The sequence below is a fragment of the Ruegeria sp. HKCCD7628 genome (assembly GCF_057221005.1).
Genome location: NZ_JBWVBA010000007.1, coordinates 118,205 through 143,078 on the forward strand (window position 1 = coordinate 118,205; position 24,874 = coordinate 143,078).

Annotated in this window: 23 protein-coding genes; 7 read left to right on the forward strand and 16 right to left on the reverse strand. The window is 54.7% G+C overall.

Annotated elements, in window-relative coordinates; translation table 11 throughout:
• Positions 1-48: 48 nt before the first annotated feature.
• Complete coding sequence (locus AC2TAD_RS15155; RefSeq protein ID WP_170352229.1) at positions 49-840, forward strand: methyltransferase domain-containing protein; 792 nt, start codon at positions 49-51, stop codon at positions 838-840.
• A 126-nt stretch (positions 841-966) separates the two neighbouring features.
• Positions 967-1,416, forward strand: coding sequence for a MaoC family dehydratase (locus tag AC2TAD_RS15160; RefSeq protein ID WP_170352228.1), 450 nt, complete (start codon positions 967-969; stop codon positions 1,414-1,416).
• Between the two features lie 163 nt (positions 1,417-1,579).
• On the opposite strand, the gene AC2TAD_RS15165 is transcribed toward AC2TAD_RS15160, so the two are convergent.
• The 4 genes from AC2TAD_RS15165 to AC2TAD_RS15180 form a co-directional block, all read right to left on the reverse strand.
• A complete protein-coding gene (locus AC2TAD_RS15165) occupies positions 1,580-2,467 on the reverse strand; it encodes a LysR family transcriptional regulator (protein WP_170724481.1) in 888 nt (295 codons plus the stop codon).
• Between the two features lie 230 nt (positions 2,468-2,697).
• Positions 2,698-3,345, reverse strand: a complete 648-nt coding sequence (locus AC2TAD_RS15170) for a TniB family NTP-binding protein (protein ID WP_480868665.1) — start codon at positions 3,343-3,345, stop codon at positions 2,698-2,700.
• Positions 3,326-5,278, reverse strand: coding sequence for a transposase family protein (locus tag AC2TAD_RS15175; RefSeq protein ID WP_480868666.1), 1,953 nt, complete (start codon positions 5,276-5,278; stop codon positions 3,326-3,328). The genes AC2TAD_RS15170 and AC2TAD_RS15175 overlap by 20 nt, the downstream gene beginning before the upstream one ends.
• The gene (locus tag AC2TAD_RS15180) at positions 5,275-5,928 is read right to left on the reverse strand and encodes a hypothetical protein (RefSeq protein WP_480868668.1); all 654 of its coding nucleotides are present in this window, start codon (positions 5,926-5,928) and stop codon (positions 5,275-5,277) included. The genes AC2TAD_RS15175 and AC2TAD_RS15180 overlap by 4 nt, the downstream gene beginning before the upstream one ends.
• Before the next feature lie 121 nt (positions 5,929-6,049).
• Between AC2TAD_RS15180 and AC2TAD_RS15185 the strand changes: the two genes are divergently transcribed.
• On the forward strand, positions 6,050-6,874 hold the full coding sequence (locus AC2TAD_RS15185) for a hypothetical protein (protein WP_170567592.1): 825 nt from the start codon (positions 6,050-6,052) through the stop codon (positions 6,872-6,874).
• A 409-nt stretch (positions 6,875-7,283) separates the two neighbouring features.
• Here AC2TAD_RS15185 and AC2TAD_RS15190 read toward each other — a convergent pair whose 3' ends face one another.
• From AC2TAD_RS15190 to AC2TAD_RS15200, 3 genes are all read right to left on the reverse strand, one after another.
• A complete protein-coding gene (locus tag AC2TAD_RS15190; RefSeq protein ID WP_170477049.1) occupies positions 7,284-8,021 on the reverse strand; it encodes a hypothetical protein in 738 nt (245 codons plus the stop codon).
• Between the two features lie 95 nt (positions 8,022-8,116).
• Entirely contained in the window at positions 8,117-9,790 is a 1,674-nt protein-coding gene (locus tag AC2TAD_RS15195; protein WP_170567569.1) for a sulfatase-like hydrolase/transferase, read from the reverse strand.
• 14 nt (positions 9,791-9,804) lie between these two features.
• Positions 9,805-9,960 (reverse strand): hypothetical protein, encoded by a 156-nt coding sequence (locus AC2TAD_RS15200; protein WP_480868670.1) that lies wholly within the window; start codon positions 9,958-9,960, stop codon positions 9,805-9,807.
• Positions 9,961-10,066: 106 nt separating this feature from the next.
• Between AC2TAD_RS15200 and AC2TAD_RS15205 the strand changes: the two genes are divergently transcribed.
• A complete protein-coding gene (locus AC2TAD_RS15205) occupies positions 10,067-11,023 on the forward strand; it encodes a helix-turn-helix domain-containing protein (protein ID WP_170483685.1) in 957 nt (318 codons plus the stop codon).
• A 352-nt stretch (positions 11,024-11,375) separates the two neighbouring features.
• Here the strand turns inward: AC2TAD_RS15205 and gyrB are convergent, their stop codons facing one another.
• The gene (gyrB, locus tag AC2TAD_RS15210) at positions 11,376-13,793 is read right to left on the reverse strand and encodes a DNA topoisomerase (ATP-hydrolyzing) subunit B (RefSeq protein ID WP_170353738.1); all 2,418 of its coding nucleotides are present in this window, start codon (positions 13,791-13,793) and stop codon (positions 11,376-11,378) included.
• A gap of 102 nt (positions 13,794-13,895) precedes the next feature.
• Positions 13,896-14,468, reverse strand: a complete 573-nt coding sequence (locus AC2TAD_RS15215; RefSeq protein WP_480868672.1) for a TetR/AcrR family transcriptional regulator — start codon at positions 14,466-14,468, stop codon at positions 13,896-13,898.
• A 100-nt stretch (positions 14,469-14,568) separates the two neighbouring features.
• On the opposite strand from AC2TAD_RS15215, the gene AC2TAD_RS15220 reads away from it, so the two are divergent.
• A complete protein-coding gene (locus AC2TAD_RS15220) occupies positions 14,569-15,135 on the forward strand; it encodes a carboxymuconolactone decarboxylase family protein (RefSeq protein WP_170353740.1) in 567 nt (188 codons plus the stop codon).
• Here the strand turns inward: AC2TAD_RS15220 and recF are convergent.
• From recF to AC2TAD_RS15255, 7 genes are all read right to left on the reverse strand, one after another.
• Positions 15,132-16,226 carry a DNA replication/repair protein RecF gene (gene recF / locus AC2TAD_RS15225; protein ID WP_480868674.1) on the reverse strand — a complete coding sequence of 365 codons (1,095 nt, stop codon included), beginning with the start codon at positions 16,224-16,226 and terminating at the stop codon, positions 15,132-15,134. The two genes, AC2TAD_RS15220 and recF, sit on opposite strands and share 4 nt — an antisense overlap.
• A gap of 59 nt (positions 16,227-16,285) precedes the next feature.
• A complete protein-coding gene (gene dnaN / locus AC2TAD_RS15230) occupies positions 16,286-17,407 on the reverse strand; it encodes a DNA polymerase III subunit beta (protein ID WP_170755398.1) in 1,122 nt (373 codons plus the stop codon).
• Positions 17,408-17,634: 227 nt separating this feature from the next.
• A complete protein-coding gene (dnaA, locus tag AC2TAD_RS15235; RefSeq protein ID WP_170353743.1) occupies positions 17,635-19,020 on the reverse strand; it encodes a chromosomal replication initiator protein DnaA in 1,386 nt (461 codons plus the stop codon).
• A 560-nt stretch (positions 19,021-19,580) separates the two neighbouring features.
• Positions 19,581-19,844, reverse strand: coding sequence for a 30S ribosomal protein S20 (rpsT, locus tag AC2TAD_RS15240; protein WP_170351928.1), 264 nt, complete (start codon positions 19,842-19,844; stop codon positions 19,581-19,583).
• A gap of 221 nt (positions 19,845-20,065) precedes the next feature.
• On the reverse strand, positions 20,066-20,842 hold the full coding sequence (locus AC2TAD_RS15245; protein ID WP_170353745.1) for an enoyl-CoA hydratase: 777 nt from the start codon (positions 20,840-20,842) through the stop codon (positions 20,066-20,068).
• Positions 20,843-20,908: 66 nt separating this feature from the next.
• Entirely contained in the window at positions 20,909-21,760 is an 852-nt protein-coding gene (mutM, locus tag AC2TAD_RS15250) for a bifunctional DNA-formamidopyrimidine glycosylase/DNA-(apurinic or apyrimidinic site) lyase (protein WP_480868675.1), read from the reverse strand.
• Complete coding sequence (locus AC2TAD_RS15255) at positions 21,718-22,275, reverse strand: hypothetical protein (RefSeq protein WP_480868676.1); 558 nt, start codon at positions 22,273-22,275, stop codon at positions 21,718-21,720. Before AC2TAD_RS15255 ends, mutM begins: the two co-directional genes overlap by 43 nt.
• A 288-nt stretch (positions 22,276-22,563) precedes the next feature.
• On the opposite strand from AC2TAD_RS15255, the gene ubiE reads away from it, so the two are divergent.
• Positions 22,564-23,316 (forward strand): bifunctional demethylmenaquinone methyltransferase/2-methoxy-6-polyprenyl-1,4-benzoquinol methylase UbiE, encoded by a 753-nt coding sequence (ubiE, locus tag AC2TAD_RS15260; RefSeq protein WP_170353748.1) that lies wholly within the window; start codon positions 22,564-22,566, stop codon positions 23,314-23,316.
• Positions 23,317-24,846, forward strand: coding sequence for a 2-polyprenylphenol 6-hydroxylase (gene ubiB / locus AC2TAD_RS15265; protein WP_480868678.1), 1,530 nt, complete (start codon positions 23,317-23,319; stop codon positions 24,844-24,846).
• Positions 24,847-24,874 lie beyond the last annotated feature (28 nt).

Here is a 24,874-nt window from a genome sequence, read left to right on the forward strand (position 1 = left end):
GTCACTGAGGGTGGTCCGTTTTTGACGCGTTGCTAGGAGGATTTTTTGATGACGGACAATTTTCGGCTGACCAAAGAAGCTGCGCAGAAGTACAACAACCATAGTGTGCCTGCGATGTTCGGCCCATTGGCTGAAGCAACCATGGAGAAGGTTCAGCTTCGAAGCGGGACTTGTGTCATCGACATTGCATGCGGCACCGGGGCTTTGACGCGAGAGATTGCAAGGAAACTGACGGGCGAAGGGCGGGTGGTTGGCGTAGATCTGAACGAAACCATGATTGAGGTCGCGCAGTCCAATCAGCCGGATTGTCGTCATGTGCTCGAGTGGTATGCAGCAGATGTAACCGAGTTACCTTTCGAAAATGCTACGTTTGACTATGCCTTCATACAACAGGGGCTTCAGTTCTTCCCCGACAAATCCGCCGCTTTGCAGGAAGTTCATAGGATCTTACGCAATGACGGTCAGCTATTTTTGACATGTTGGCGCGCAGTGTCGCCCTTCAATGGAGCGCTTGCAAAAGCTCTCGAACGGCATGTTGGAACAGATGCCGCAGTAAAAGCCAGAGCGCCTTTTTCGTTTCGAGATGGGGACCTCATTTCGAACTTGTTGGTCGATGCAGGCTTCAAGATAGCTCGTCACGAGCCATTGGTACTTGAGCGAAGATTTATTGATCTTCGCGCGCAAATCATGGCGCTGCCAATCGAAACCGATCTTAGGGATGCAGGTGCTGACGTCACCAACAAGGTCGTGGAAGAGGTTGCAGACGCCTTGTCTAGATATGAAAAAGAAGGCGTATTGCACGTACCGCAAGAAGCGCACCTATTTGTCGCCGCGGCATAGGTCAACGATCACTGACTTAGTTCTCCATTACGATCTTTGCAATGGTCGAAAGACAATGCGGCATTAGTGGCGGCCGAGCCTGGCTCCGCGTTGACGGTTGAGTCTGCATCAAACTATACTTTTGCCATGGCTAGTGGAAAATACATCGACGATTTGTCGGTTGGCGAAACCTTCGAAACCGGAGGCGTTACGCTGACCGAGGGAGCGATTATTGACTTCGCACTGGTTCATGACCCGCAGCCCTTCCACGTTAACAAAGTGGCTGCCGCAGAGTCGATTTTCGGCGGTCTCATAGCCAGTGGATTTCAGACAATAGCGCTTACTTTCAGGTTGTTCCGCGACACTGGTGTACTTACCGGCACCAATCTGGGTGGACATGGTATGGACGAGGTGCGGTGGCTGGCTCCTGTGTATTCCGGTGACACGATCAGCGTGCGCGTCACGGTTGAGGCAATTACACCATCACGTTCGAAGCCCGACCGGGGAACGGTCAAATTCCGATACCAGACATTTAACCAGAACGATGTTGAAGTTCTTAATCTGATCATGCACCACGTGATGGCATATCGGAGTTAAGGCAGTTTGCAGCGACTTGGGCGCGCCGATCAATTTGACCTCCCATTGTCTTCTCCAAGAGTATCCTGGGGCTCGTCGCATAAGGCTTCTATTCGCAATTGCGGTCTTGGCGCACATGCAAAAAAGCTTGTTCGCGTGTTCTCAATCCTTTTTGCCTAAATAACTACTTGTAGATTGCCGCATAGCGAGGTGCGAAGAACTTAACGAAGGCTCTAACCTCTGGCCGACGATAGGCTTCCGGCGAAATGAGCATTAGGTGCGGCACCGCAAGTTCAGGGATTTCGTCGAAACATCGGATAAAAGACATGTCTGTTTCAACCAGCTTGACATTGCTGATCCCAAGACCTTGCCCTGACCTGATCGCCGCATGCATTAGCTCCAGTTCAGTGAAAGACATGACGATCTGGTCCGGCTCCACGTGATTGGTCAACCATTCGTGGAATACATTTGGTACATCGTCCCGCTGAAAGGTAACAAACTGATGCCCGGCCAGATCATTAGTTGACCCCGGTAAGCCAAATTTGTCCGCGTAATTTCTGCTGCCGAACAAAGACCAGCGGGCCGTGCTGATCTTACGACAGATCAGGTCAGGATCGGGATCGGTTCTTGCAAGGCGCAAAGCAATGTCGGCCTCGCCCGCCATCAGGTCCAGCGCCCGAACGCTGGACAAAAACTCGAATGCGACATCCTGATTGTCGGCCGAAAACTCGTTTACGATTTCAATCATTCGTGCAGAGAAGTTTGCTGAGTAAGCGGTGATACGGATGGGTTGTGTCGACGTCATTTCTTTCGCGCAATCGGCAAATTCAAGGACTGAAGTCTCGATTGCTTCGGCGAGGGGAACGAGGCGAAGGGCTTCTGGGGTCGGTTTGAACCCGTGCGTACCGCGCTCAAAAAGCGTCAAGCCTGTTTCTCTTTCGAGAACATCAATGCGTCGTGCAACCGTCGGTTGGGAGACCTTTAGCTTTCTGGAGGCCGCAAGCGTCGACCCTTCTCTGAAGACAGAGAGGAACACACGAATATCCGACCAATTTCGGAACCCGCTCTTCATTTTTGTAGAACAGCACAATTTTGTGCCGGATACCAGAAAAACGAGTGAACAGTTACGGTTGTTGCGACAGCGCAAGTAACTCGGAAAGGACCACGAGATGGCTTCTCATACAATGTCACCCAGCATCTGGACCGTATTTGGTGGACTATTCAGTTGGACCGAAAGAGCCTTTCCCGAAACCCGGAAGCCGAGGCCTACAGCCAACGATCTTCACGCGGAACGCGACTATATCAATGACGTGATCTGGAGTAATCCCGATGCGTTTTCGAGTGAGCTTGACGTACAGAACATGATGAATCTGTATCCAGGCAGGTTCTGACGACAATTAAGTATGGACCGTTGCTGTCCATAACCGCTTCGAACATTGGCAACCCAGCTAAAATCAGAGTGACTGAGGTTTCATCAACAATAGTCTTGAAGTGATCAGCGGCTTGTCGACGCGAGTGCCTAGTCAGAGTTTCGGCGCAATGGTTCACTTCGTCGATAATGATTGTCTGGATGCCGTGTTCAACTACGAGCCGAAAAAGACGTTCTCGAATTTGGGCAGGTCGCTCTCGTTCTACAAAATCGAAGCCCATGCTTCGCAAGCAAGAACCGTAATAATCCCGCTCGGAAGGCCGTGGCGGAAGTCGACCCAGAATGACATCTGAAGATACCAGAATAGCACTTGGGCCGTTGCGGTCATTTTCAACTTGTGCCTTCAAGTCCTTTGTCAGTTCTGTCTTTCCACATCTCGTCGGCCCCAAAATTGGTATGATCCGTCCACCCTCGGTTGCAGCAATTTTCAAAAGACGTTTTATCTCCGAGACAGCCCATTCGTGGCGGCTATGTCGGATGAATGCACCTTGCAGAGCTCTACTAGTTGTTTGGTCCAGCATCTTTTTTTTCGACCCTTGGCAAGTTCTTTGATCTCGTAACTGCGAGCTTGTTGTGACCAACCTCTGACCGTATTTGGTCAATTAGTTGTGGTTCTTTCAAACTTCTGTTCTGCATATCAGCGGCCCGCAACTTGTCGATTTCCGCAGAGCGGTTCCTTTGCAGTTTAGTTTTTTTGCCCTGTTTATACGTCCTGCGCGCTTGGATATCTTTGTGGATCTCCAAAGCCGTTTTGATTGGTCCGTTGTGTTTCGCCTTGGGCGACCGGCATTCTCTTAGCTCACGATAAGAAAGTGCTGCCAAGTCTTTTGCTTTGTTGGACGCGCGCACCAACTCGCCTGTATGCGGATCCACGACCAAAATTTCCCTAGCATCAAGTGGAGCATAGCGTATTTCAACACGCTGGCGCGGGCCTAGTCGTCGGTACAGCCTTGCCAAGTCTTCAGAGTTGTATTGCATACTCTCGAATTCGATACCGTAGTGCCACAGAGTTCGAGATTCGGATTGGATCATCAGCGCTGCGTGATGCTCGTCCAAAGACGGGGGTTCTGGCACTATGTGTTCATCTGCCAATCTATCCCAAGCGGCGCTAGGTGTTTCACCCCGTTTGAAGATGTCTTGGACTTTTCTCCTCGGAGTTCTTCCATATTCATCGTAGCGCCAGCGTTGCATTATTGAATTGAACACTCTTAGCGTCAGACGGGCTTCATCCATTGCTTTTTTGGTTCGATCCCGGTCGGGATATGCCTTTGACTTAGTCGCACCCGGAAGCTGGCTGACTTTGCTTCGAACTGCCCCGAACAAGTTTTCGATAAACGGCTTTTCCTGGGGTTTTCGAGGTTGCGCCCAATGGCCATGGACACCAGCAACTTCGATAAAAGCATCGATGGGTTCGCCCACGTTCTCTGAACCCTGATCCATTACAACCACTTTCGGCAGTGCGGCGATTTTTTTCCTGTTTACAATTTCGTGCTGTTCGAAAAAGTCTTCCTCTGGGTAGCTAATCATCTCCTTTAGAGCTTTGGCCACATGTTCTGATGATGGATCTGGTAGGAAGACCTGAAATGCGACAATCCAACTAGTAGCACAGTCAATCGCTGCACAAATCCACGGCCGACCTATTACCTCCCCGCTATCATCAACCAGCATTATGTCAGCTTTTGTACAGTCCAATTCTATTTGATCGTAAGGTGCTGTTATATCATAGTATTTTTGGGCAATTCGCATGTGTTGGCGCGCCTCGTTACTGCCCAGTTGCCACTTTAGAACGTCAAAATGAGGGATTGTGTGCACAATCGCTTCGACTGCCTTGCGTCCGCAGCACCCAGGTTTTATGCCATTCTCATGGCAAACCAACTGGTATTGATTATAAGCGTCGCTAGACAGACTTGTTAGATTTTGTCTGTCCGACGACGTATATTGCATTTCCAATAGATCGAGCACTATCTCGTGGAAAACGCTGTCAAACCTTGGCATACGATTTCCTGAATTGCTGTGCTTGGGCAAAAGCGCGTCCGGCCCGCCGCGCCGATACAATTTGACCCAATTCTGAACAGTCGATTGCCTCGGAAAACGGTTACCCTTGATTTTGAAGGTGGGTTCTTCGGCGAACTCGCGTTGAAGTATCGGTATGCGTTTTGCCCAATGAACGCCTTCCTCCCCAAGCTTTAGTGCATTTTCCACAATGCGTAGTCTGAGCTGAGCTTCACGCGCATCTTTAGCGGTTACATTACGAGGACGTTTGTCGAAGCCTTCTTCCTTCACTAGCCCATCGTGCACATGGTCTCGGTATTCTTGTCCAGATATCTCAAAAGGATCAACTTGGGAGTTCGATATCTGATATGCATCCCGCCCAGCTATCGCTCCATCGACAGCATAGGTTTCTCCCCTATATTTGATGGTTCTCTGGTGCCGCCTTTTGACAATCTGCTTCAAAATTCGATTACCTCCAGATGTCTTAGGTCGCGGTTCGCAGTATTCAGGTTCGTGGATGGCCCAAGAGCTTCACATGAAAAATCGAACACCAGATAGCCATCAAGAATAAGGCGAAGAATCTTCGCTTGGGGGATGCCAATGTTCTCTCTTAGTTCTTTGAACGTCACACGTTGCTGTTTGAGACACGCTATTTTGCTTGCAAGTTTAGGGGCGGTCTCTTCGGCTTGTCCTTGCAATAGCAGCCAAGCATTTCGATCAATCGGCCCCTGCAATAAGGACTCAGTTACAATGACAAGCGAGATTCCGACTTCGGCAAGAAGTGAAGGATAGTCCAGGTACTCAGGTTTCTTATCTATGTGAGCACTGTGCTTGGCGTCCAAGTAGAACAAACGGCCGTCGACAAGTTTGACTTCTAGGTCTGGTGTATAAAGCTTAGGCCTGTACCGACGCCCTTCATAAGCCTCTAGCGCCGCTTCTTTGTTTGCAAATGCTCTTCCGGTTCCCATGTCGATTGTGCAAGGCTGTGGCTTAAGCGAGACCACACGAGGGTCGACCTGCATGCAACGAACCAGTGCTGCTTCCATTTGGCTTTCGAGCTGAATGACGCCTGGGAACTTGACGCCAGACATTTTGCCAGCGCGTTTTTTCATTCCGCGCTTGTGAACGCGTCGGGCCGTCGGGGGTGCGTGTCGATCTATCCTCATACGGGCTCTATACATGCATCCATTCGCATTGGCAATGGGCTCGATGCGAATAAAATGATTGCGACAGATGATGACTGAAGACGAATTTCAAGATTTGGCCAAAACCGAAAACTGGATTGCCCTCGGAGCGTGGCTGAATCGCGTTGTCCAAGACAGCCAAGCCTTTGGGTTCGCGTTTCCGGACGATGCACTCCAAAGCGTTGCCGCGATCAGAGGCACAAAGCCTGCAAGCCTTCGCAATCCGATGTCCGCTGCGAAATGGTTAGAACAAAACCGACCCGATCTTTTTGAATCAAAGCCCGACTGGCTGGCCATGATGCAAGTTATTTTGCTTTCAAGGATAGATCGGTATGACCCCAAGAAATCCAAAGAGATAGCTGATGCCGTCCTTTCAGGGGAGTTGTCTCAAGCGGATACAAAATCTATTCTTGATGAAGTTCGATTGGCGGAGAAGCCTGCGGTCGTGATTGCTAGAGGTGGTTTTGGCGGCCAGCGAAGAGCCCGAGACTTCGAAGTAAACGCAAAAATGCTTTTCAAACAGAACACTAGTGACATCTTCAATGTGGAAAATTTGACTGTTCGAGAAGGCAGAACGTTCGAGCCTCTTGCCACAGACTTAATCGTATACAAAGGCTCGGAGCCTTTTGCGGCGATTGAGATCAAAGGCCCGAGGAATAGAATTGATCCTGGCTACTTGATTGACCAACTGGCAAGAGCAGCACTTCTTTTGAGAAAGGTTCCTCAAGTACTATACGTTGTTCCTGAGCAATCTGAGTACAAACTGGTTGAACTTGTAGCGATACGAGACAAACTCGAAATCGAAGGAATTAAATTTGGGACATTGCCGGAGAAAAGTCGGCTCGCACCAAAAGATCTAAAAGTTCTGGGATGATGCACTCTCTAATGTTGGGTGTTATGCCGTGCGCGAAGGTCTGCAATGCGCAGAAAGCGAACTTTGCAAAGTCTTGGGTACAGATCGTAATAGAAGTCTATTTTCTCAGAACTCTGGGCCTAAGCATCGCTGGCTGGGGATTAGAAGCGCGAACGACGGATTCAGTTTCAAGGTTCAAATCCATCTCAGCGGATCGCCCAGAGACTGTTGATCTTCCCCGAGTTCAGAGCGGAGTGAACAGATAGAATGATGCGGCGTGACGCCAATTTATTTCCTACCGACCCGGTGCGGGCAGGGATTGGCTCAAGGCAGTTCCAGGAAGGGTCAAGATAGACGCAGAAAACAATTGGCTGAACAGAGTTCTGGCCTGTGACATAGATGATCTTCGCCGAGGTTGGGTGTGGGTGAACTAGTAGTTGAAACGCAAACCTAAGCCGGCACCTTTATCGTAGGGGCGGTCGGAACCTATACCGATGAGGAAATCAGCATAAATTGCGATGCCAGGACTGAGGTTCTTGCCAATCTGGAACTCAGCGGTCGCTGGCCAAGCATCGTTCTCCCAGTCATATGGTGCTTTGATATCAGCCTTGGCCCAGTACCCATCGCCAAACGGTTGTAGCGCAATCAACCGCATCGCGGTTTGGTTTATGTCCGTCGGGCCATTGTATGAAGCAAAATGCTGGAGCAGTGGGATCAGCGTCAGCCCTGATTTTGTGTTTGCAAAGGCGAACCCGCCAAAAGGCGCAATTTGATCGGACCCGGTTCCGATCCCTTTTTCCGGGTCGCCAAAGTCCAGTATCCACTCCAGGCCAATGGCCGACTTGATGGCCCACGTTTCGTTGAGCGGTCTCTGAGAAGGGAAATAGATCGCTTTGAGGCTCAATTTCTCAAAGTCAGTGAACCGAGTTCCAGTCACATCCGTTGAGTTGTAGTGCAACTCATATTTCAGTTTCAGATCAGGCCGCAGCATGTATGCGCCATCTATAAAGGCGTCCTGCTTGTCAGCACCGTTGCCCAAATCAAAATACTGATACCGGATGTCCGTGTTATTGACTGCGGCCAAAGGGTTTGAAGCGTTTTCATCGGCGATTGCTGGGGCCGCAACAATGCCAGTCGCCAATGCAAGGACAAGCGCTTGGATTTTCATATTGTTTCCAGAATTTTTGTTGTGGATGCCAAGCCCCACATCAAGCATATCATTATCTGATGCGGGGCTTGCATTACTCTTATCAGCTTCACCTTTTAGTCGGGCTGAATGTCCCGCTTGGCGACAAAGGCATCTACCGCTGCGACGGTTTCAGGACGAAGGTTCACGATACCTTCATAGGGACGTCCAGTCGCGGCCGGTTGATCGGGGTACATTTCCTTGAATTTCAGGTGGCGGGCAATGATGCGGTTAAACTCATGTCCAGCCCATGCTCCGATCTCGGTCGATACGCTCTGTTCTTCGCGGGGGTCGCGGAACAGGTTGTAGAACTTGGCCACGATAGCATTTTCACCTTTGGCCGGAACTTTGAGTTTGATGTGTTCCTTTACCACCTCTTTCAGCGAATTGATCGAGTAGATCAGTACATGATCCCTGCGCCCATGCGTATCGCCAATAAACATCAGAGACGTCTGATCGACACCGTCAATGATCCGGTCGCGGGGGATGGCATTCATCGCTCCGCCTATACGCGCAATTGACGTGAACAAATCAGAGATATGAATAATGTCAGACACAATCGAGTCTCCCTCGATCAAGCCGGGCAGGCGGGCGAACGCATCCACCCGAACACCTCCTTCAGACGTATCGGCCTTGCCGCCGCGGAAGACCAGCGGCGAAAACCCACTGCCGGGGGCATATTTGGTGAAGTGACCGTTGTCGCCCATCAAAACGATTAGGGTATTGTCCCTGAGCCCCAGCGCATCGACTTCGTTCAGAATGACCCCTATCCATTCATCCAGCTCTTCCATGCTTTCAACGAATGTACCGCCGTTGGGTGTCGTGAACGCCTCTCTCGTCGTGCGCGTTGTCGACAGAGGGACAAGCGGCCAGTATTGCAGGAAGAACGGTTCATCCCGTTCTGCTAGCAGGCGCAACTGTTCCATCGCCTGTGCCTGATAGCGGATGTTCATTTCATTATATTTGTCCTGGGTCCATTTCTCACCCGGTTCCATATGGACTTCGCGGACCTCCCCGCCAATAACAGCTTCAAGGCCGGTAATCATGTGTCCCGGATCAGGGCGAAACCAATCATCCAGCGTGTATTTGGAGTTGTAGTTGTCTTCCCCTATGGCCATGGTGATTTCTTCCTTGGCTGCATCTTCGTTGAAGATGGCCAACTGGCCCTGCTGATGGATGGGGAACGCGGCGTAGTCAAAGCCCTGATAAGTAGGCCAGGATTCCTGAATGTCGCCCATGTGCCATTTGCCAACATGCGAGGTGTTGTAGCCTACGGATTTCAGAACTTCGGCAATTGTGACTTCTTCATCGGCAAGGCCAAAACCTGAAATATCGACGGCGGTATCGCCCATCCCATTGCGATACGGCTGGCGACCCGTCATGAAGGCGACCCGCGACGGTGTGCAGGACGGCTCGGTATACATGCGCGCAAACCGCATGCTTTCCTCTGCGAGCGCGTTGATATTGGGCGTCGAATACCCGCGTATCGCGTTCATCTCGGGCATACCCATGTCGCCAAAACCCATATCGTCAATAAGGATGTAGAAGATGTTTGGAGGGTTCCCTCCGTTTTTCTCACGAAAATCGGCCAGCAGTTGGTCAACCTGTGCGTCGTTCTCGACCCAAACGGCTTCGTTTTGCTGCTTCAGCACATAGTATTCCGCATCATGCACGATATTGCTGTCCTGAGCTGCCGCCGTGATAGCGGAGCCGGCAAAGACCAGCGCGGAGAGGAACAGTTTTGATTTCATGAGATACCCCTGTTTCATGATTTACTTGTTTTCAGACCTTCAAAGATCAGGTGATGGCAAAAGGTTGAAAGGGAGAGTTCGCTGTCTTCAGCCTGTGAGCGCAACAACTCTTTTTCGCTTTTGGTTAGCAGCGTTACGACGCGTTCGGTGCGCGCAGTATCGTCAGGCAACGATGGGCGTCCGAACCTCTTCCCTCTCGATTTGTCTGCTTTGTCTTGCAATTTTCCAAGCCTACATATTCGAATAACATTTCATGAAAACTACCTGCGGGGCGGAATGGACGACATCAAAAAACGATCAGCCCCCAAAAAAACCTGCGCCCCAAACACACTTTTTTTGCAGGACCCTTCGCAATTCCGCGAGTTGTCCCAATGGGATGTCGAGCTACGCCAAATTGAAGAGGGAACTATGAACTCTTCGGTATCCGTTTGGGCAGGTCTTGACCTTCAAATGATCGATTTGTCGTTTGATAAGGCTGTGTACCAAACCGGTGTTTCTCGCTCTGACATTCTAGCGTTTGGCTTACCAGACAAAGGGAGTGTACGGACTTGGCTTAACGGCTCACCCTCAGACACCGCTCTGATGAATTTTGGTAGCGGAGACCCTTTTGAAGGCGTGAGCAATTCAACGCTCACAGGCCTGACCTTTGCCATCGACATCCGAAGGGCTCAACGGATCGCCGACGATTGCGGTCTTGATATCAGCACCGCGCGAAATGACGCTTTAAGATCTTTCGTTAGCGACGCTGGCAAGCTTCATTCCTTAGTCAAAAACAAAGCGCGCTTTCTAATTGGATCAGCGGCCGGACCAAGCTCTGATAGTGAAGAGAGTGATATGATCTTAGAGCTTCTGGAAATGCTGGTGGTAGGCGAAAAATGGAGTGATCGGCGAAACAGTAAAAATAGAACCCGTTTAGCACAACAAGCCGTTGAGTTCATGCGGGCCCATTTGATGGATAACGTGTCAATCGGTGAAGTATGTGCAGATATTCAGGTATCCGCATGCACTCTTCGTCGCGCGTTTCAGGAAACATATGGGGTGAGCCCCAAGCAGTTTTATCTAAGAGCCCGTCTCGGTGCTGTGCGCCATGAACTGGTATCCTGCTCGCCAGAGGAGAGTATATCGGACATCGCAAACGCTTACGGATTTTGGCACATGGGTCAGTTCGCGCGAGACTACAGAGCACTCTTTGGACAACTGCCGACACAAACGTTGTCCGGCAAAATGAACTGAAACAGAGCTTGGCAACAGTCTTTGGCGCAAAGTTTGTGTTAAGCAATTGTAGTTGTGTAGCCACTGTCAGAGTTCAGTGGCTAGCGACGCTGAGACCTTGGCAGTACGCGGCCTAACTTGTCCGCAACACGAGAATTGCAAAGTCGGATTTTGAAGGTCCGCTTCGGGCTGGAAGCGGCCATCCGAAAACCTTCCCCGGCAATACGGCGATGGCGCGAAACAAGCAAAGAATGAGACCCGAAGATATGGAGCCTCGAACCAAGAAAGTTGAAGGTTAATGCGCCCAAAGTTTTGGGCCAAAAATGCAATTCTTTGGGCGAAATGCAAAGCTATGGGCGCACCTACAACAGCTTTAGAAATCCAGATTTTCCACGCTCAGGGCATTTTGCTGGATGAATTCGCGGCGCGGTTCGACCACATCGCCCATCAGTTTGGTGAACAGATCATCCGCTTCAACCATGTCATCCACACGCACTTGCAATAGGGTACGCGCATCCGGGTCGAGCGTTGTTTCCCACAGCTGATCAGGGTTCATCTCGCCCAGACCTTTGTAACGTTGTAGCGACAGGCCCTTTTCACCCTCTTCCAGAATGGCGCGCAGCAGGTCCAGCGGGCCGTGGATCGCCTGCATCCGGTCGCGGCGCACCAGCGTGGCGGGGGTGTTGTAGACCTCTTGCAGGCTTTGGGTGAAGCTGCCGGTTTTGCGGGCCTCGCCCGAGCGTAGCATGGGGCCGTCCAGAGTGCGGACCTCTTCCACGCCGCGCAGGATGCGGGCCAGACGAATGCCGTGATCCTGTGTGATCCGGCCCTGCCAGCCGCGTTCATATTCTAGCGCGATCAGGTCGAGACGGGCGGCGACCTTGTCGGCAACGCCTTGCAGGTCGGCATCGACCGCACCCGGCACAAAGGCCCCCGCAACAGCGGCCTGTTCCAGTATGTGGCGCGGGTAATGCGTCGGGAAAGCGTCCAAAACGCGTTTCAACTGGCGCGCCTCGTCCACCACGCGGGTCAGGTCTTGGCCGATGATTTCCTCGCCCGAGCCCAGTTTCAGCACTGCGCCCTCGACACCCTGATTGATCAGGTAGTCGTCCAACGCCGCTTGGTCTTTCAGATAAACCTCTGACTTCCCACGCGAAACTTTATAGAGCGGTGGCTGCGCGATATAAAGGTATCCACCTTCGATCAGCTCCGGCATCTGCCGATAGAAGAATGTCAGCAGCAGAGTCCGAATGTGCGCGCCGTCCACATCGGCGTCGGTCATGATGACGATCTTGTGGTAGCGCAGCTTTTCGATATTGAACTCATCACGGCCAATGCCGGTGCCAAGCGCCATCACCAGATTGCCGATCTCTTGAGAGGACAGCATCCGGTCAAACCGCGCGCGTTCGACGTTCAGAATTTTCCCGCGCAGCGGTAGAACCGCCTGCGTCAAACGATCCCGTCCCGTCTGCGCAGACCCACCGGCCGAGTCCCCCTCGACCAGAAACACTTCGGTCTTGGACGGGTCTTTCTCGGAACAGTCTTTCAGCTTCCCGGCCAGATAGTTCACATCCATCGCCGTCTTACGACGGGTCAGTTCACGGGCTTTGCGCGCCGCCTCACGGGCCAGCGCAGCCTCGATGATCTTGCCGACGATCCCTTTGGCCTCGTTCGGGTTTTCCTCGAACCACTCGGCCAGCTTTTCGTTCATCAGGCCTTCGACCGCCGGGCGCACTTCGGACGACACCAGCTTGTCCTTGGTCTGGGATGAGAATTTCGGGTCGGGCACTTTGACCGATAACACACAAGTCAGACCTTCGCGCGCATCATCGCCGGTAAAGCTAACCTTTTCCTTTTTCGCGATCCCGCTGGACTGCGCATAATTGTTGATGGTCCGGGTCAGCGCACCCCGGAAACCGGCCACGTGCGTGCCGCCATCGCGCTGCGGGATGTTGTTGGTGAAGGGCAGCACCGTCTCATGATAGCTGTCATTCCACCACATGGCGATTTCCACGCCGATATCGTCGCGCTCACCCTTGATGTAAATCGGTTCGGGCATCGCGGGCGTCTTCGAACGATCGAGGTATTTGACGAATTCCTTAACACCACCCTCATAGAACAGTTCGGTCTCCAGCCGCTCAGCCGGGCGCTCGTCGATCAGAATAATCCGCACGCCCGAGTTCAGGAAGGCCAGCTCGCGCAGGCGCTTTTCCAGCGTATCGAACGAATATTCGAGGTTCGAGAACGTGTCGGTCGAGGCCAGAAACCGCACCTCGGTCCCGGTCCGGTCGCCGCACTCCTGAACCACCTTCAGGTGTTCCGCCGTCTCGCCACCTTCAAAGCGCGCAACGTGCTCCTTGCCATTGCGCCAGACGCGCAGTTCCAGCCAATCTGAAAGGGCGTTCACAACCGAAACACCCACGCCGTGCAGACCGCCCGACACCTTGTACGAGTTGCTGTCGAACTTACCGCCCGCGTGCAGCTGGGTCATGATGACCTCGGCGGCGGACACACCCTCTTCGGGGTGGATATCCACCGGAATACCGCGCCCGTTATCGCTGACCGAGACACTGGAATCGGCGTGGATTTTCACGGTCACATGGTCGGCGTGACCGGCCAGCGCCTCATCAATTCCGTTGTCCACGACCTCATACACCATGTGGTGCAGACCCGAGCCATCATCCGTATCACCGATATACATACCGGGACGTTTGCGGACAGCCTCTAAGCCTTTGAGAACCTTGATAGAATCAGCACCATATTCCTGTGGTGCCTGTGCGTCTTCGGACATGCGGTTAGTACCTATATTATTTTGGTAACTTATACGTTTTCTGGTGGGGAATGTCACGCCATCCCCCAACATTTTGTGCTGTCACGGGTTGTTTTCAGCTAATCAAAGCCGATCCAGATCTGCAGCTATGTCCTCGGCAATTTCAGCCGCATTAACATCCCTGCGTTCGGCCGACAAACGCAGGCCCAGAATGTCCGACTGATAGCGCGCGGCAAGACGGTCAGGGTCATGGTCTGGCCCGATCTCTCCGGCCTGTTGCGCGCGCCGAAAGAGAGTGGCGAAACTCGCCTTCATATCGGCCATGTGGCACCCGGCCTTATCGGCCAGATCATGTCCTTTGGATTGCAGCTCGGCATAGGTTTTGGCCAGCATACAGGCCCGCGCGGGCATCTCGCGCTCGTCGATCACCACATGGGGTTGCGCCTTCAGCGCCCGCAGCGGACCCATTTCATCCGCCATCGCCATCAGACGCGCCACGCCGTCCTGCGCGTACCGCTCCAGTGTCAGCGCATAAAGAGCGTCCTTGGAGCCAAACGCCGCATAGAAACTGCCGGGCTTCAGATTCAGCGCGCTTTCGAGATCCTTCAACGAAGTTCCCGCCCAGCCTTGCTGCCAGAACAAGTCCCGAGCCTGCGCAATCAGAGCATCGCGGTCATATGAAGGTTTGCGGGGCATTGCAGTCACCAATTCTTGAGCGTCCGCTCAAATATATACTTGAGTGATCGCTCAAGAAAGCCTAAATGTGATTCACATCGCCAGAAACAGGAGCTTTGACATGGCAAACTTCCCCTCTCATGACCTCGAATCCGCCCCCGAAGGGTCCAAACCGCTGCTGGAAAAGTCGCAAGCCGCATTTGGACGCCTGCCCGGCCTTCACAAGGTCATGGCCGAAAGCCCGCAGCACCTTGAAGCCTATCAGCTTCTGCATGGCCTGTTCCTGCAGACCGATTTCGACAATGACGAAAAGACCGTCGTCTGGCAGACCATCAACGTTGCAAACGAATGCCACTACTGCGTGCCCGCCCATACCGGAATCGCCAAGATGATGAAAATCTCGGACGACATCACCGAGGCTCTGCGCAACGAAACACCCTTGCCCTCACCCAAGCTTGAGGCGCTGCGCACCTTCACCCTGCAAGTGATGGAAAGCCGCGGCAATCCGACCGAAGAACAGCTTCAGGCCTTCTTTGACGCGGGCTATTCGCATCGCGCGGTTCTGGACGTGGTGCTGGGTCTGGCCCAGAAAACCATGTCGAACTACGTCAACCACATGGCCCATACCCCCGTCGACGAGGTGATGCGCGGCTTCCTCTGGGAACGTAAAGTCAGCGAACCCGCCTAAGCGATGACCGAGCCCTCGCCGCTGTCAGTGACGATCAGCGTCTGGGCCCGGTCCCCTAATTCGCAAAACAGCTCAGGCCCGGTGCCCGTCATCCAGGCCTGAGCACCCAGCGCGCAAATCTCATCATAAAGCGCGGCCCGCCGTCCGGCATCCAGATGGGCGGCCACCTCATCCAGCAACACAATCGGCGGAGCGCCCACCATCCCCGCCAGTGCCCGCGCATTCGACAGAATCAGGGACACCAACAACGCCTTTTGCTCTCCGGTCGAGCAGTCTTTGGCGGGAACACCCTTGGCTGCGAACACACCGTATAGGTCCGACCGATGCGGCCCCAGCAAGGTCCGGCCTGCCGCCAGATCGCGAAACCGGCTTTCATTCAGCGCCTCGCGCAGGTCCTCGACTGTGTCCGGCATCGCGCCTTCGGACTGAACCAGCTCCAGATCAGCGGACGGAAACGCGGTTTCGGCCTGATCCTGCGCCGCGCGCAAGTGATCCAAGGCCGCCAGACGCGCCGCGTGGATGCGGTGCCCGGTCTCGGCCATCTGCCCTTCCAACGCGGCATACCAATGGGCATCGCGCACCTGTTCTTTCAGCAGGCGGTTGCGTTCGCGCATTGCCTTTTCATAGGTCAGTGAAGCCTCGGCATGGGCGGGATCAAAACTCAGCGCGATACGGTCCAGAAACCGTCGCCGCCCCTCGGCCCCTTCGATCCACAGCCGGTCCATCGACGGGATCAGCCAGACCACCCGCGCCAGCTTGCCCAGATCAATCTGACTGGCCGCCTTGCCATCAATCCGAACCTGCCGCGCGGCGCCGCCTTCGGACCATGTCTCGATCTCGTAATTCTGCCCCTGCGCGTTCAGCAGGCCTAACAGTTTCCACCCCAGCGCCTCGGGGCGGCGGGTCATCTCAGCCGCACTGGCCCGACGCATGCCGCGACCGGGCGAGAACAGAGACACCGCTTCCAGAATGTTGGTCTTCCCGGCCCCGTTCGGCCCATGGACCGCCACCGGCCGCCCATCCAGAGACAAACGCGCCAGCTTATGAGACCGAAAATGCGAGACCGTAAGCTCGGTCAGGGCCAATCCCATGACCCCTCCCTTCTTCTGTTCAAAAATACCTCCGCCGGAGGCATCGCGCGCCAGCGCGATCAGACGCGCATCGGCATGACCACATAAACCGCGCTTTGGTCATTGCCCTCGCGCATCAGGGTTGGATCACCGGCCGAATTGAACAGGAACACCGCATTTTCACGATCCACCTGAGACGCAATCTCCAGCAGGTATTTCGCGTTGAACCCGATCTCCAGCCGCTCATCGCCATAAGCCACGGCCAGTTCTTCCTCAGCTGCACCGCTATCGGGCGCATTGACTGACAAAATCAGTTTATCCGCATCCAACTGCAACTTCACCGCGCGCGAGCGTTCGGAAGAGACGGTCGCGACCCGGTCCACAGCCTGAGCGAACTCGGCGGCATCCACTTCCAGCTGGCGGGTGTTGCCCTGCGGAATAACGCGGGTGTAGTCGGGGAAGGTGCCGTCGATCACCTTGGAAGTCAGCGTGATATCGGGCGTGGCAAAGCGCACTTTGGTTTCGCTGACCGACACGGCGATATCCATCTCGTCATCGTCCAGCAGCTTGCGCAGCTCACCCACGGTTTTGCGGGGCACGATCACGCCCGGCATATCTGCCGCGCCGTCGGGCAGATCCGCGTCGATGCGCGCCAGACGGTGCCCATCCGTGGCCACGCAGCGCAGCACTTTGCCGCCCTCGGACCCATCGGCCACATGCATATAGACGCCGTTTAGATAATAGCGCGTCTCTTCGGTCGAGATCGCGAATTTCGACTTGTCGAACAGCCGACGCAGCAGTGCAGCCGAGGCTGTAAAGTTCGACTGATACTCCGAGGACGCCATCACCGGAAAATCCTCTTTCGGCAGCGTCGCCAGCGAGAAGTTCGACCGCCCTGCCTCAACCGTCAGACGGCCCGCCGCACTGTCGGCGGTCAGCGTCACCAAAGCCCCATCGGGCAGCTTGCGCACGATTTCATGCAAGGTGGTAGCGGCCACGGTGGTCGCACCCGCCCGTTCGACCTGTGCGGGAGCCTTATCGACCACCTCGATATCCAGATCGGTGGCGCGGAACATGGCTTGATCGCCTTCGGCCTCGATCAGCACGTTGGCAAGGATAGGAATGGTGTTGCGACGTTCCACAACGGATTGGGCCTGAGAAACGGCCTTGAGAAGGGTGCCGCGTTCGATGCTGATCTTCATACCCTCAATTCCTCTGACTTGCGTGCCGAAATGGGCGGGACTGGCACGTTAGCGGTTCCACCCTGAGGCACAAGGATTTTTTATGGATTTCTGAGTCGGATTGCCCAAGGCGTCAAGGGCCGCGTGGCCACGTGGGCACAGTTCATGGCCGACCGTGGAGATTTTCGCACAAGAAAACGCCCCGGGCGTGAGGATCCGGGGCGTTTTGATGTTCAAGCAGATGCAACCTACGCTTCGAGTGACCGGCGCAGCATTTCCACGTCTTCGGCGATCTGGCCGTCGGTGGTTTTCAGCTCTTCGATGCGTTTCACACCATGCATAACGGTGGTGTGGTCACGCCCGCCAAAGCGACGACCAATCTCAGGCAGAGACCGGCTGGTCAGCTGTTTACAAAGATACATCGCGACCTGACGCGGACGAGCATAAGACCGCAGGCGTTTGGGGCCAATAATATCGCTCAGACGGATATTGTAGTAATCCGAAACCTTACGCTGAATTTCCTCGACGGTGATCTTGCGCTCGGACGCGCGCAGTACGTCGGCCAGGCAATCCTGCGTCAGCTCCATGTCGATCTCACGCCCTACGAGCGAGGCAAAGGCAAACAGACGAGTCAGCGCGCCTTCAAGCACCCGCACATTGGTCGAGATACGGTGGGCCAGAAACTCCAGCACGCCATCAGCGATCTGCAGATCGGGATAGGTGGTGCTGTAATGCTGAACCTTGTTCTGCAAAATGCCCAGACGCAGCTCATAGTCGGTGGGGTGCAGGTCAACGACCAGACCACATTGCAAACGCGACTTCACGCGGTCTTCCAGATCCTTGATCTCACCCGGAGCGCGGTCGGCAGAGATAATGATCTGTTTGTTCTGATCCACCAACGCATTGAAGGTGTGAAAGAACTCCTCCTGCGTGGAATCCTTGCCCGCGATGAACTGAACGTCATCGACCATGAGCACATCGACGGAACGGAACAGATGTTTGAAATCCATCATTCGACGTTCACGCAGCGCCTGTACGAACCGGTACATGAACTGTTCCGCCGACAGGTACAGAACATTCAACTCGGGGCGTTTGGTTTTCAGTTCCCATGCAATCGCATGCATCAGGTGCGTCTTACCCAGACCGACACCGCCATACAGAACCAGCGGGTTGAAAGTTACAGGCCCACCTTCCGAGACACGGCGCGCCGCAGCATGCGCCAACTCGTTGGGTTTACCGACCACGAAGCTGTCAAAGGTGAACCGGGCGTCCAAAGGCGCCGCTTGCAGTGATTCCAGCGCCTCGCTTGATCCCACGGACATTCGAGGTTCCGGTGTTTGTGCGATCTCTACCGAATTAGTTTCAGCAACATTCGCGGGCCGTGCGGTCGAATTGGCGGCAACCCGAAAGGCCAGTCGCTGGACGGTTTCTCCCGCAGTGTTCATCTCATACAGGATGAGATCTGCAAAATTCTGGCTCACGTAATTGCCCATGAAATTGGTCGGCACCGAGAAAACAGCGACACCGTCCTGGACCTCTTGGAACTGCAGAGGTTCAATCCATGTGGTGTAATTGTTCTTTCCGATCGCCTTGAGCAGTTTGTTTTGCAGTAGTCCCCATTTCTCTTGTGTCATTCAGCGCCTCACGCATCCCATTCTTTATTGGCCTGTCGGCCTTATTTCTATGTCCGGTCCCCCGGTATGCGCGTTCACTCGGACAAAGGTCTCCCACCCACCGAATCAAATAGATTCGGTGCTTTCGTCCTTGACGGCGTGCATAACCAGACGATCAGATGCCCCACAGCAGGGCATCCCTTTTTCAGGTTGCGCAACGCAATCTCAATTTTCGACAGGGCTGGAATCCTGGCCGTGCCAAGTCCCACAGCAGATCAGCAAATCGGTTGTCCCCGAGTTACCAACATTCGCCTCCAGATCATCCTGATGCCCGTCAGTCTGACCAAAGAAACAGCCTGTCCCCCCAAGCGAGTGAATCGCTGAATCAGTGGTAACAAGAGGTCGGCGGTCGCTTCAACGAAACTCTGATATTGACTCGGGTCTGAGCGCGAAAGAATCTCTCGGTTTCGTGAGGACGCGGTATTCTGGCAACAGCACAAAGGGCGCCGCACTGCGCGACGCCCCTTAAATAGTTCAGTCTTTCTTACGTGACCTAGGGTCACTGAAGATCAAATCGCGACTCAGCCAAGCGCTTTGACGCGGGCCGACAGACGCGACATTTTACGCGATGCGGTGTTTTTGTGGAAAACGCCTTTGGTGACGCCGCGCATCAGTTCGGGCTGGGCAGCGCGCAGAGCTGCGGTTGCCGCATCTTTGTCGCCGGATGCGATCGCTTCTTCAACCTTGCGCAGATAAGTGCGGATGCGCGAACGACGTGCTTTGTTGATTGCGAAACGCTTTTCGTTCTGACGTGCGCGTTTCTTTGCCTGGGGCGAGTTAGCCATGTGTCTCTGACCTTTGTTCGGTACGGTTTTATCGAAAGCGCGCCACGGAAAATCCGCACCGGATCAGAAATCACGAGTGTGAGTCGGGCCAAGCGGGCCGCACGCGCATGTATAGCGGCGTGTACTATCCAAGTTGCAGGGGTTTGCCAAGCAGATTTTTGGCCGCGCACAGCAGGTATGAAACAGGCGGGCATACGCCCGCCTTTCCCCACCTTGATGGCTTACTTGTCGCGGAACTGCGCCGCGCGCTTTTCCAGAAAGGCTGCCATTCCCTCTTTCTGGTCTTCCGTGGCGAACATCGAGTGAAAGACACGGCGTTCAAACAACAACCCTTCGCTTAGCGACACTTCGTAGCTGCGGTTCACCGCCTCTTTCGCGGCAATCGCGCTCAGCTGCGATTTCTCGGCGATCTTTTGGGCTGCGGCCATTGCCTCTTCCAACAGTTTTTTGGCGGGCACGACGCGGCTGACAAGCCCGGCACGCTCTGCCTCTTCTGCGTCCATGAAGCGGCCGGTTAGGTTCATATCCATCGACTTGGACTTGCCCACAAAGCGGGTCAGGCGCTGGCTGCCGCCAAGGCCCGCAATAACGCCAAGATTGATTTCGGGCTGCCCGAACTTTGCGGTATCTGCCGCGATGATGAAATCGCAGATCATCGCCAATTCGCAACCGCCACCCAGCGCATAGCCCGCAACAGCCGCGATTACAGGCTTGCGGATGTCACTGACCCGGTCGTTGATATCCGCGAAAAGGTTCGTGGTGTAGACGTCCACAAAACTCATCTCGGACATTTCCTTGATGTCCGCGCCAGCGGCAAAAGCCTTGTCCGAGCCCGTAATGACGATGCAGCGCACCTTGTCATTCTTGTCGGCGTCTTCCAGCGCTTCGCACAATTCAGCAATCAACTGGCTGTTCAACGCATTCATTGCGTCCGGCCTGTTGAGTTTCACAAGCGCGACGTGGTCTTCGATTTCGACGATGATCGTCTCAAAAGCCATGAGGTGTAAGCTTCCGGTTGTTCCGTTCAGATACGATTCATTATCACGCGCAAAAGCTGGATCAAGTTATCTTTGGCATTGCGCGCAATAGAAGGATGAGCGACCGGACTGAGTGATTCTTTTTATGGCAGCACCGCAACCTTCGGTGCGGCAGGGTTCGCCTTCGCGGCCATAAACGTCAAAGCTGTGCTGAAAATATCCAAGTTCTCCATCAGCTTGACGGAAATCGCGCAAGGATGACCCCCCGGCCCGGATAGCGTCTTGCAGAACCTGCCGAATGATCGGAACAAGGGCCGCAACTCGGTGCACCGAAATCTGCCCGGCTTTGCGACGTGGCGACACACCGGCGCGATAAAGCGCCTCACACACGTAGATATTCCCCAATCCGGCAACGATTCCCTGATCCAAAAGCGCTGATTTGACCGGCGTGTTTTTGCCTTTGAACGCATCAACCAAGTGCTGTTCGTGGAAGTCATTGCCCAAGGGTTCCGGCCCCAGAACCGATAGCAACTTGTGGTCCTCGGCCGTTGCAGTGGGCAGCAGATCCATCGCACCGAACCGGCGCGGGTCATTAAATGTCACCCGTGCGCCATTGGCCATGTGAAATACAACATGATCGTGCTTTTCCGGCATGGGATGATCGTGAACAAATTGTCCAAGCGGGTCTCCGGAAACTGTCATACGCCCGGACATGCCAAGATGGATCAACAGGGTTTCGCCACTTCCAAGATCAGCCAGAATGTACTTTGAACGCCGCCGCAACCTGTCCACGCGCTGGCCTGTCAAGCGTTCGGCCATTCGATCCGGAAAAGGCCAGCGCAGGTCCGGGCGGTTCACGTCCGCCCGTACGATCACCACGCCTTCCATCGCGGGGCTCAGCCCACGGCGGACCGTTTCGACTTCGGGAAGTTCCGGCATGTGCTCTCCTGATTTGCTGCCAGCGCTTGTTCCAGCGCCTGCACCATTTCATCATGTCCGGTAACATATTTCAGAATACGCGCTGTCTTCCCATCTAAAAAACGCAGCACGTAGTTCCCATTGTGCCTCAATCTGATCTGGCAGAGCTTATTCAGGTCATAGGTCCGACGCTGAAACAGCGGACTCATGGTCGTCAGCTCGGCCCCATCGATCGAAGTTGAATTGGCCAGATGATAGATCAATGTGTAGATCACCAACCCAACAAGTCCCAGCTTGATCAGCACCGCAGTTTCAGCATCCTTGACGGGGATGAAGATCTCGTTCGGAGCCAGCTCGGGCCTGATGAACCCGATAAAGAACAAAACGGCCAACACCAAAATCGTAACAACGATAACGCCCGGCGTCGTGCGAAATGTCATGCGGGTCAGAGAGCGTTGTGCAGGTCTTTCGCTGCCGGCGCGCAGCATTGATTCTTCCAATATATCCTTGGGGAAATGACGTGCTGCGGCGTCCATCTTGTCACCGAACCCTTTCGCCCGATGGAATCGCATAAAAGTTTGAAAAACGGCACGAACGCGCCAGATAATAAAGGCAAATGACAGGACCACGCCTGATACGGCCACTAAACTCGAATAATTCGACATTTGAATCTAACTTCTTCTAAAACTATCTGCATCTTACACCGCGACTAAGGAAAATATGTGGCACGCCGGATGGTTCCGTGCACCTGCTACCTTTTCGCGCGATTGTCTTCCCCGCCGCGCGGCCTATAAGGATGAGCAACACAGACAAAGGCGTCTTACATGTCCGACTCCAACGACAAAACCACTCATTTTGGATTCGAAACCGTGCCCGAGGCGGAAAAAGCGGGCCGCGTGCAGGGCGTTTTCAACTCGGTCGCGTCGAAATACGACGTGATGAATGATGTCATGTCGATGGGCATCCACAGGGTCTGGAAAGACGCGATGATGGACTGGCTGGCCCCGCGCCCCGGTCAACGGCTGCTGGACGTGGCAGGTGGTACCGGAGACATCTCGTTTCGCTTTCTCAAACGCGCGGGCCACGGCCACGCCACCGTTCTGGACCTGACCGAGCCGATGCTGGTCGAAGGCCGCCAGCGCGCCGAGGCTGATCAGATGTCTGACAGCCTCAACTGGGTGGTGGGCGACGCGATGTCCCTGCCCTTCGAGGATAACACCTTTGACGTCTACACGATCTCGTTCGGCATCCGGAATGTGACCCGCCCGCAAGAGGCGTTGAACGAAGCCTATCGCGTGCTGAAGCCCGGCGGCCGCTTGATGGTGCTGGAATTCAGCCAACTGCCCAATGACGGGCTGCAAAAGCTCTATGATCTCTACAGCTTCAACGTCATCCCGCGCATGGGCAAGCTGATCGCCAATGATTACGACAGCTATCAGTATCTGGTGGAATCGATCCGCAAATTTCCTGATCAGGAGACGTTCCTGAACATGGTTCGCATCGCCGGGTTCGAAAACGCCAAATACCGCAATCTCAGCATGGGCATCGCCGCGCTGCATTCCGGCTGGAAAATCTAAATGCGGGGTCCTCACAACATCATTCGCCTGATCCGCACAGGCGCCACGCTAGAGCGCACGGGCGCCATGAACGTGGTTCTGGACGCTTTCGAAGCTCCACGCGCGCTGCGCTTTGTGGCCCACGCTCTGGGCAAGCCGTTTCAATGGCTGGGATACAAGGGCGATCCGGACATGCCGCCCGCCACCCGTGCCCTGACGGCGCTGGGTCCGGCCTATATCAAATTCGGTCAGGTGCTTTCGACCCGTCCCGATGTTGTCGGGAACGAACTGGCGGAACAGCTGCGGGTTCTGCAAGACAAGCTGCCGCCTTTTTCCCAGGCCGAAGCCATGGCCGAGGTCGAAAAGGAACTGGGCCAGCCCGTATCCGAGATCTTCGACGATTTCAGCGACCCGATCGCCGCCGCCTCAATCGCGCAGGTCCACAAGGCGAAACTGTCCAGCACCGGTGAAGAAGTCGCCGTCAAAGTCCTGCGCCCCAGCATCGAGCGTGCTTTCCGCAAGGATGTGGATGCGTTCTATTTCGCCGCCCGCATCGTACAGCTCTGCGCCCCCGGTGCCCGCCGCCTGCGCCCGATGGAGGTGGTCGAACATTTCGACGGCGTCGTGCGCGGTGAACTGGACCTGCGCCTTGAAAGTGCCGCAGCCTCGGAATACGCCGCCAACACCAAGGATGACGAAGGCTTCTGGTTGCCGCCGGTGGTGTGGTCCCTGTCCGCGCGCCGGGTGATGACACTCAGCTGGGCCGACGGCATTGCTCTGGGCGACAATGACGCGCTGGATGCAGCCAGCCACAACCGCCGCGATCTGGGCGAGCGTGTACTGCGCCTGTTCCTGCTGCACGCGCTGCGCGATGGCTTTTTTCACGCCGATATGCACCAGGGCAACCTCAAGGTCGCCGCCAATGGGGATATCATCGCCTATGATTACGGCATCATGGGCCACATCGACGAATACACCCGCCGGGTATACGCAGAGATCCTCTTTGGCTTCATTCGCCGCGACTATAAGCGCGTGGCCGAGGTGCATTTCGAGGCCGGCTATGTCCCCGCCAACCAGGACGTCGACGAATTCGCCCGCGCCCTGCGCGCTGTAGGAGAACCCATCTTCGGCATGGATGCCACCCATATCTCGATGGGCCGCCTGCTGAATTACCTGTTCGAAGTGACCGAACGCTTCGGTATGGAAACCCGGACCGAGCTGATCCTTCTGCAACGCACAATGGTTGTGGTTGAAGGCGTCGCGCGGTCACTGGACCCGCATATCAATATCTGGGAAGTCGCCCGCCCCGTGGTCGAGGATTACATCAAGAAATCCATTGGCCCGCGCGCGGCCCTGCGCGATTTCGGCAAAACCGCAATGGTCTTGGCTCGTTTCGGCCCCCGTCTACCCGCTCTGGTCGAAAACGCGCTGATCGCGCAAACCCAGAAAGACGAGCCTAAAGGTTCACGCCTGTGGTCTGTCGCACTGCCCGTAACCCTCGGCGCAGCCGCAGGCGCGGGTCTTGTCCTGATCCTAACGGCGCTCAGCTAGACCTGATCCGCCTCTTCATCTGGCTAAA

What these genes read in the sequence shown, in the direction of transcription:
- AC2TAD_RS15180 (WP_480868668.1), bottom strand. Translation starts at nt 5,928, where the DNA reads ATGAAAAAACGCGCTGGCAAAATGTCTGGCGTCAAGTTCCCAGGCGTC.
- AC2TAD_RS15215 (WP_480868672.1), bottom strand. Translation starts at nt 14,468, where the DNA reads ATGCCCCGCAAACCTTCATATGACCGCGATGCTCTGATTGCGCAGGCT.
- ubiB (WP_480868678.1), top strand. Translation starts at nt 23,317, where the DNA reads ATGCGGGGTCCTCACAACATCATTCGCCTGATCCGCACAGGCGCCACG.
- AC2TAD_RS15160 (WP_170352228.1), top strand. Translation starts at nt 967, where the DNA reads ATGGCTAGTGGAAAATACATCGACGATTTGTCGGTTGGCGAAACCTTC.
- recF (WP_480868674.1), bottom strand. Translation starts at nt 16,226, where the DNA reads ATGGGATTGGCCCTGACCGAGCTTACGGTCTCGCATTTTCGGTCTCAT.
- AC2TAD_RS15185 (WP_170567592.1), top strand. Translation starts at nt 6,050, where the DNA reads ATGATGACTGAAGACGAATTTCAAGATTTGGCCAAAACCGAAAACTGG.
- AC2TAD_RS15255 (WP_480868676.1), bottom strand. Translation starts at nt 22,275, where the DNA reads ATGGACGCCGCAGCACGTCATTTCCCCAAGGATATATTGGAAGAATCA.
- AC2TAD_RS15170 (WP_480868665.1), bottom strand. Translation starts at nt 3,345, where the DNA reads ATGCTGGACCAAACAACTAGTAGAGCTCTGCAAGGTGCATTCATCCGA.
- AC2TAD_RS15165 (WP_170724481.1), bottom strand. Translation starts at nt 2,467, where the DNA reads ATGAAGAGCGGGTTCCGAAATTGGTCGGATATTCGTGTGTTCCTCTCT.
- AC2TAD_RS15205 (WP_170483685.1), top strand. Translation starts at nt 10,067, where the DNA reads ATGGACGACATCAAAAAACGATCAGCCCCCAAAAAAACCTGCGCCCCA.
- rpsT (WP_170351928.1), bottom strand. Translation starts at nt 19,844, where the DNA reads ATGGCTAACTCGCCCCAGGCAAAGAAACGCGCACGTCAGAACGAAAAG.
- AC2TAD_RS15245 (WP_170353745.1), bottom strand. Translation starts at nt 20,842, where the DNA reads ATGGCTTTTGAGACGATCATCGTCGAAATCGAAGACCACGTCGCGCTT.
- AC2TAD_RS15155 (WP_170352229.1), top strand. Translation starts at nt 49, where the DNA reads ATGACGGACAATTTTCGGCTGACCAAAGAAGCTGCGCAGAAGTACAAC.
- gyrB (WP_170353738.1), bottom strand. Translation starts at nt 13,793, where the DNA reads ATGTCCGAAGACGCACAGGCACCACAGGAATATGGTGCTGATTCTATC.
- AC2TAD_RS15190 (WP_170477049.1), bottom strand. Translation starts at nt 8,021, where the DNA reads ATGAAAATCCAAGCGCTTGTCCTTGCATTGGCGACTGGCATTGTTGCG.
- ubiE (WP_170353748.1), top strand. Translation starts at nt 22,564, where the DNA reads ATGTCCGACTCCAACGACAAAACCACTCATTTTGGATTCGAAACCGTG.
- AC2TAD_RS15195 (WP_170567569.1), bottom strand. Translation starts at nt 9,790, where the DNA reads ATGAAATCAAAACTGTTCCTCTCCGCGCTGGTCTTTGCCGGCTCCGCT.
- dnaN (WP_170755398.1), bottom strand. Translation starts at nt 17,407, where the DNA reads ATGAAGATCAGCATCGAACGCGGCACCCTTCTCAAGGCCGTTTCTCAG.
- AC2TAD_RS15220 (WP_170353740.1), top strand. Translation starts at nt 14,569, where the DNA reads ATGGCAAACTTCCCCTCTCATGACCTCGAATCCGCCCCCGAAGGGTCC.
- mutM (WP_480868675.1), bottom strand. Translation starts at nt 21,760, where the DNA reads ATGCCGGAACTTCCCGAAGTCGAAACGGTCCGCCGTGGGCTGAGCCCC.
- dnaA (WP_170353743.1), bottom strand. Translation starts at nt 19,020, where the DNA reads ATGACACAAGAGAAATGGGGACTACTGCAAAACAAACTGCTCAAGGCG.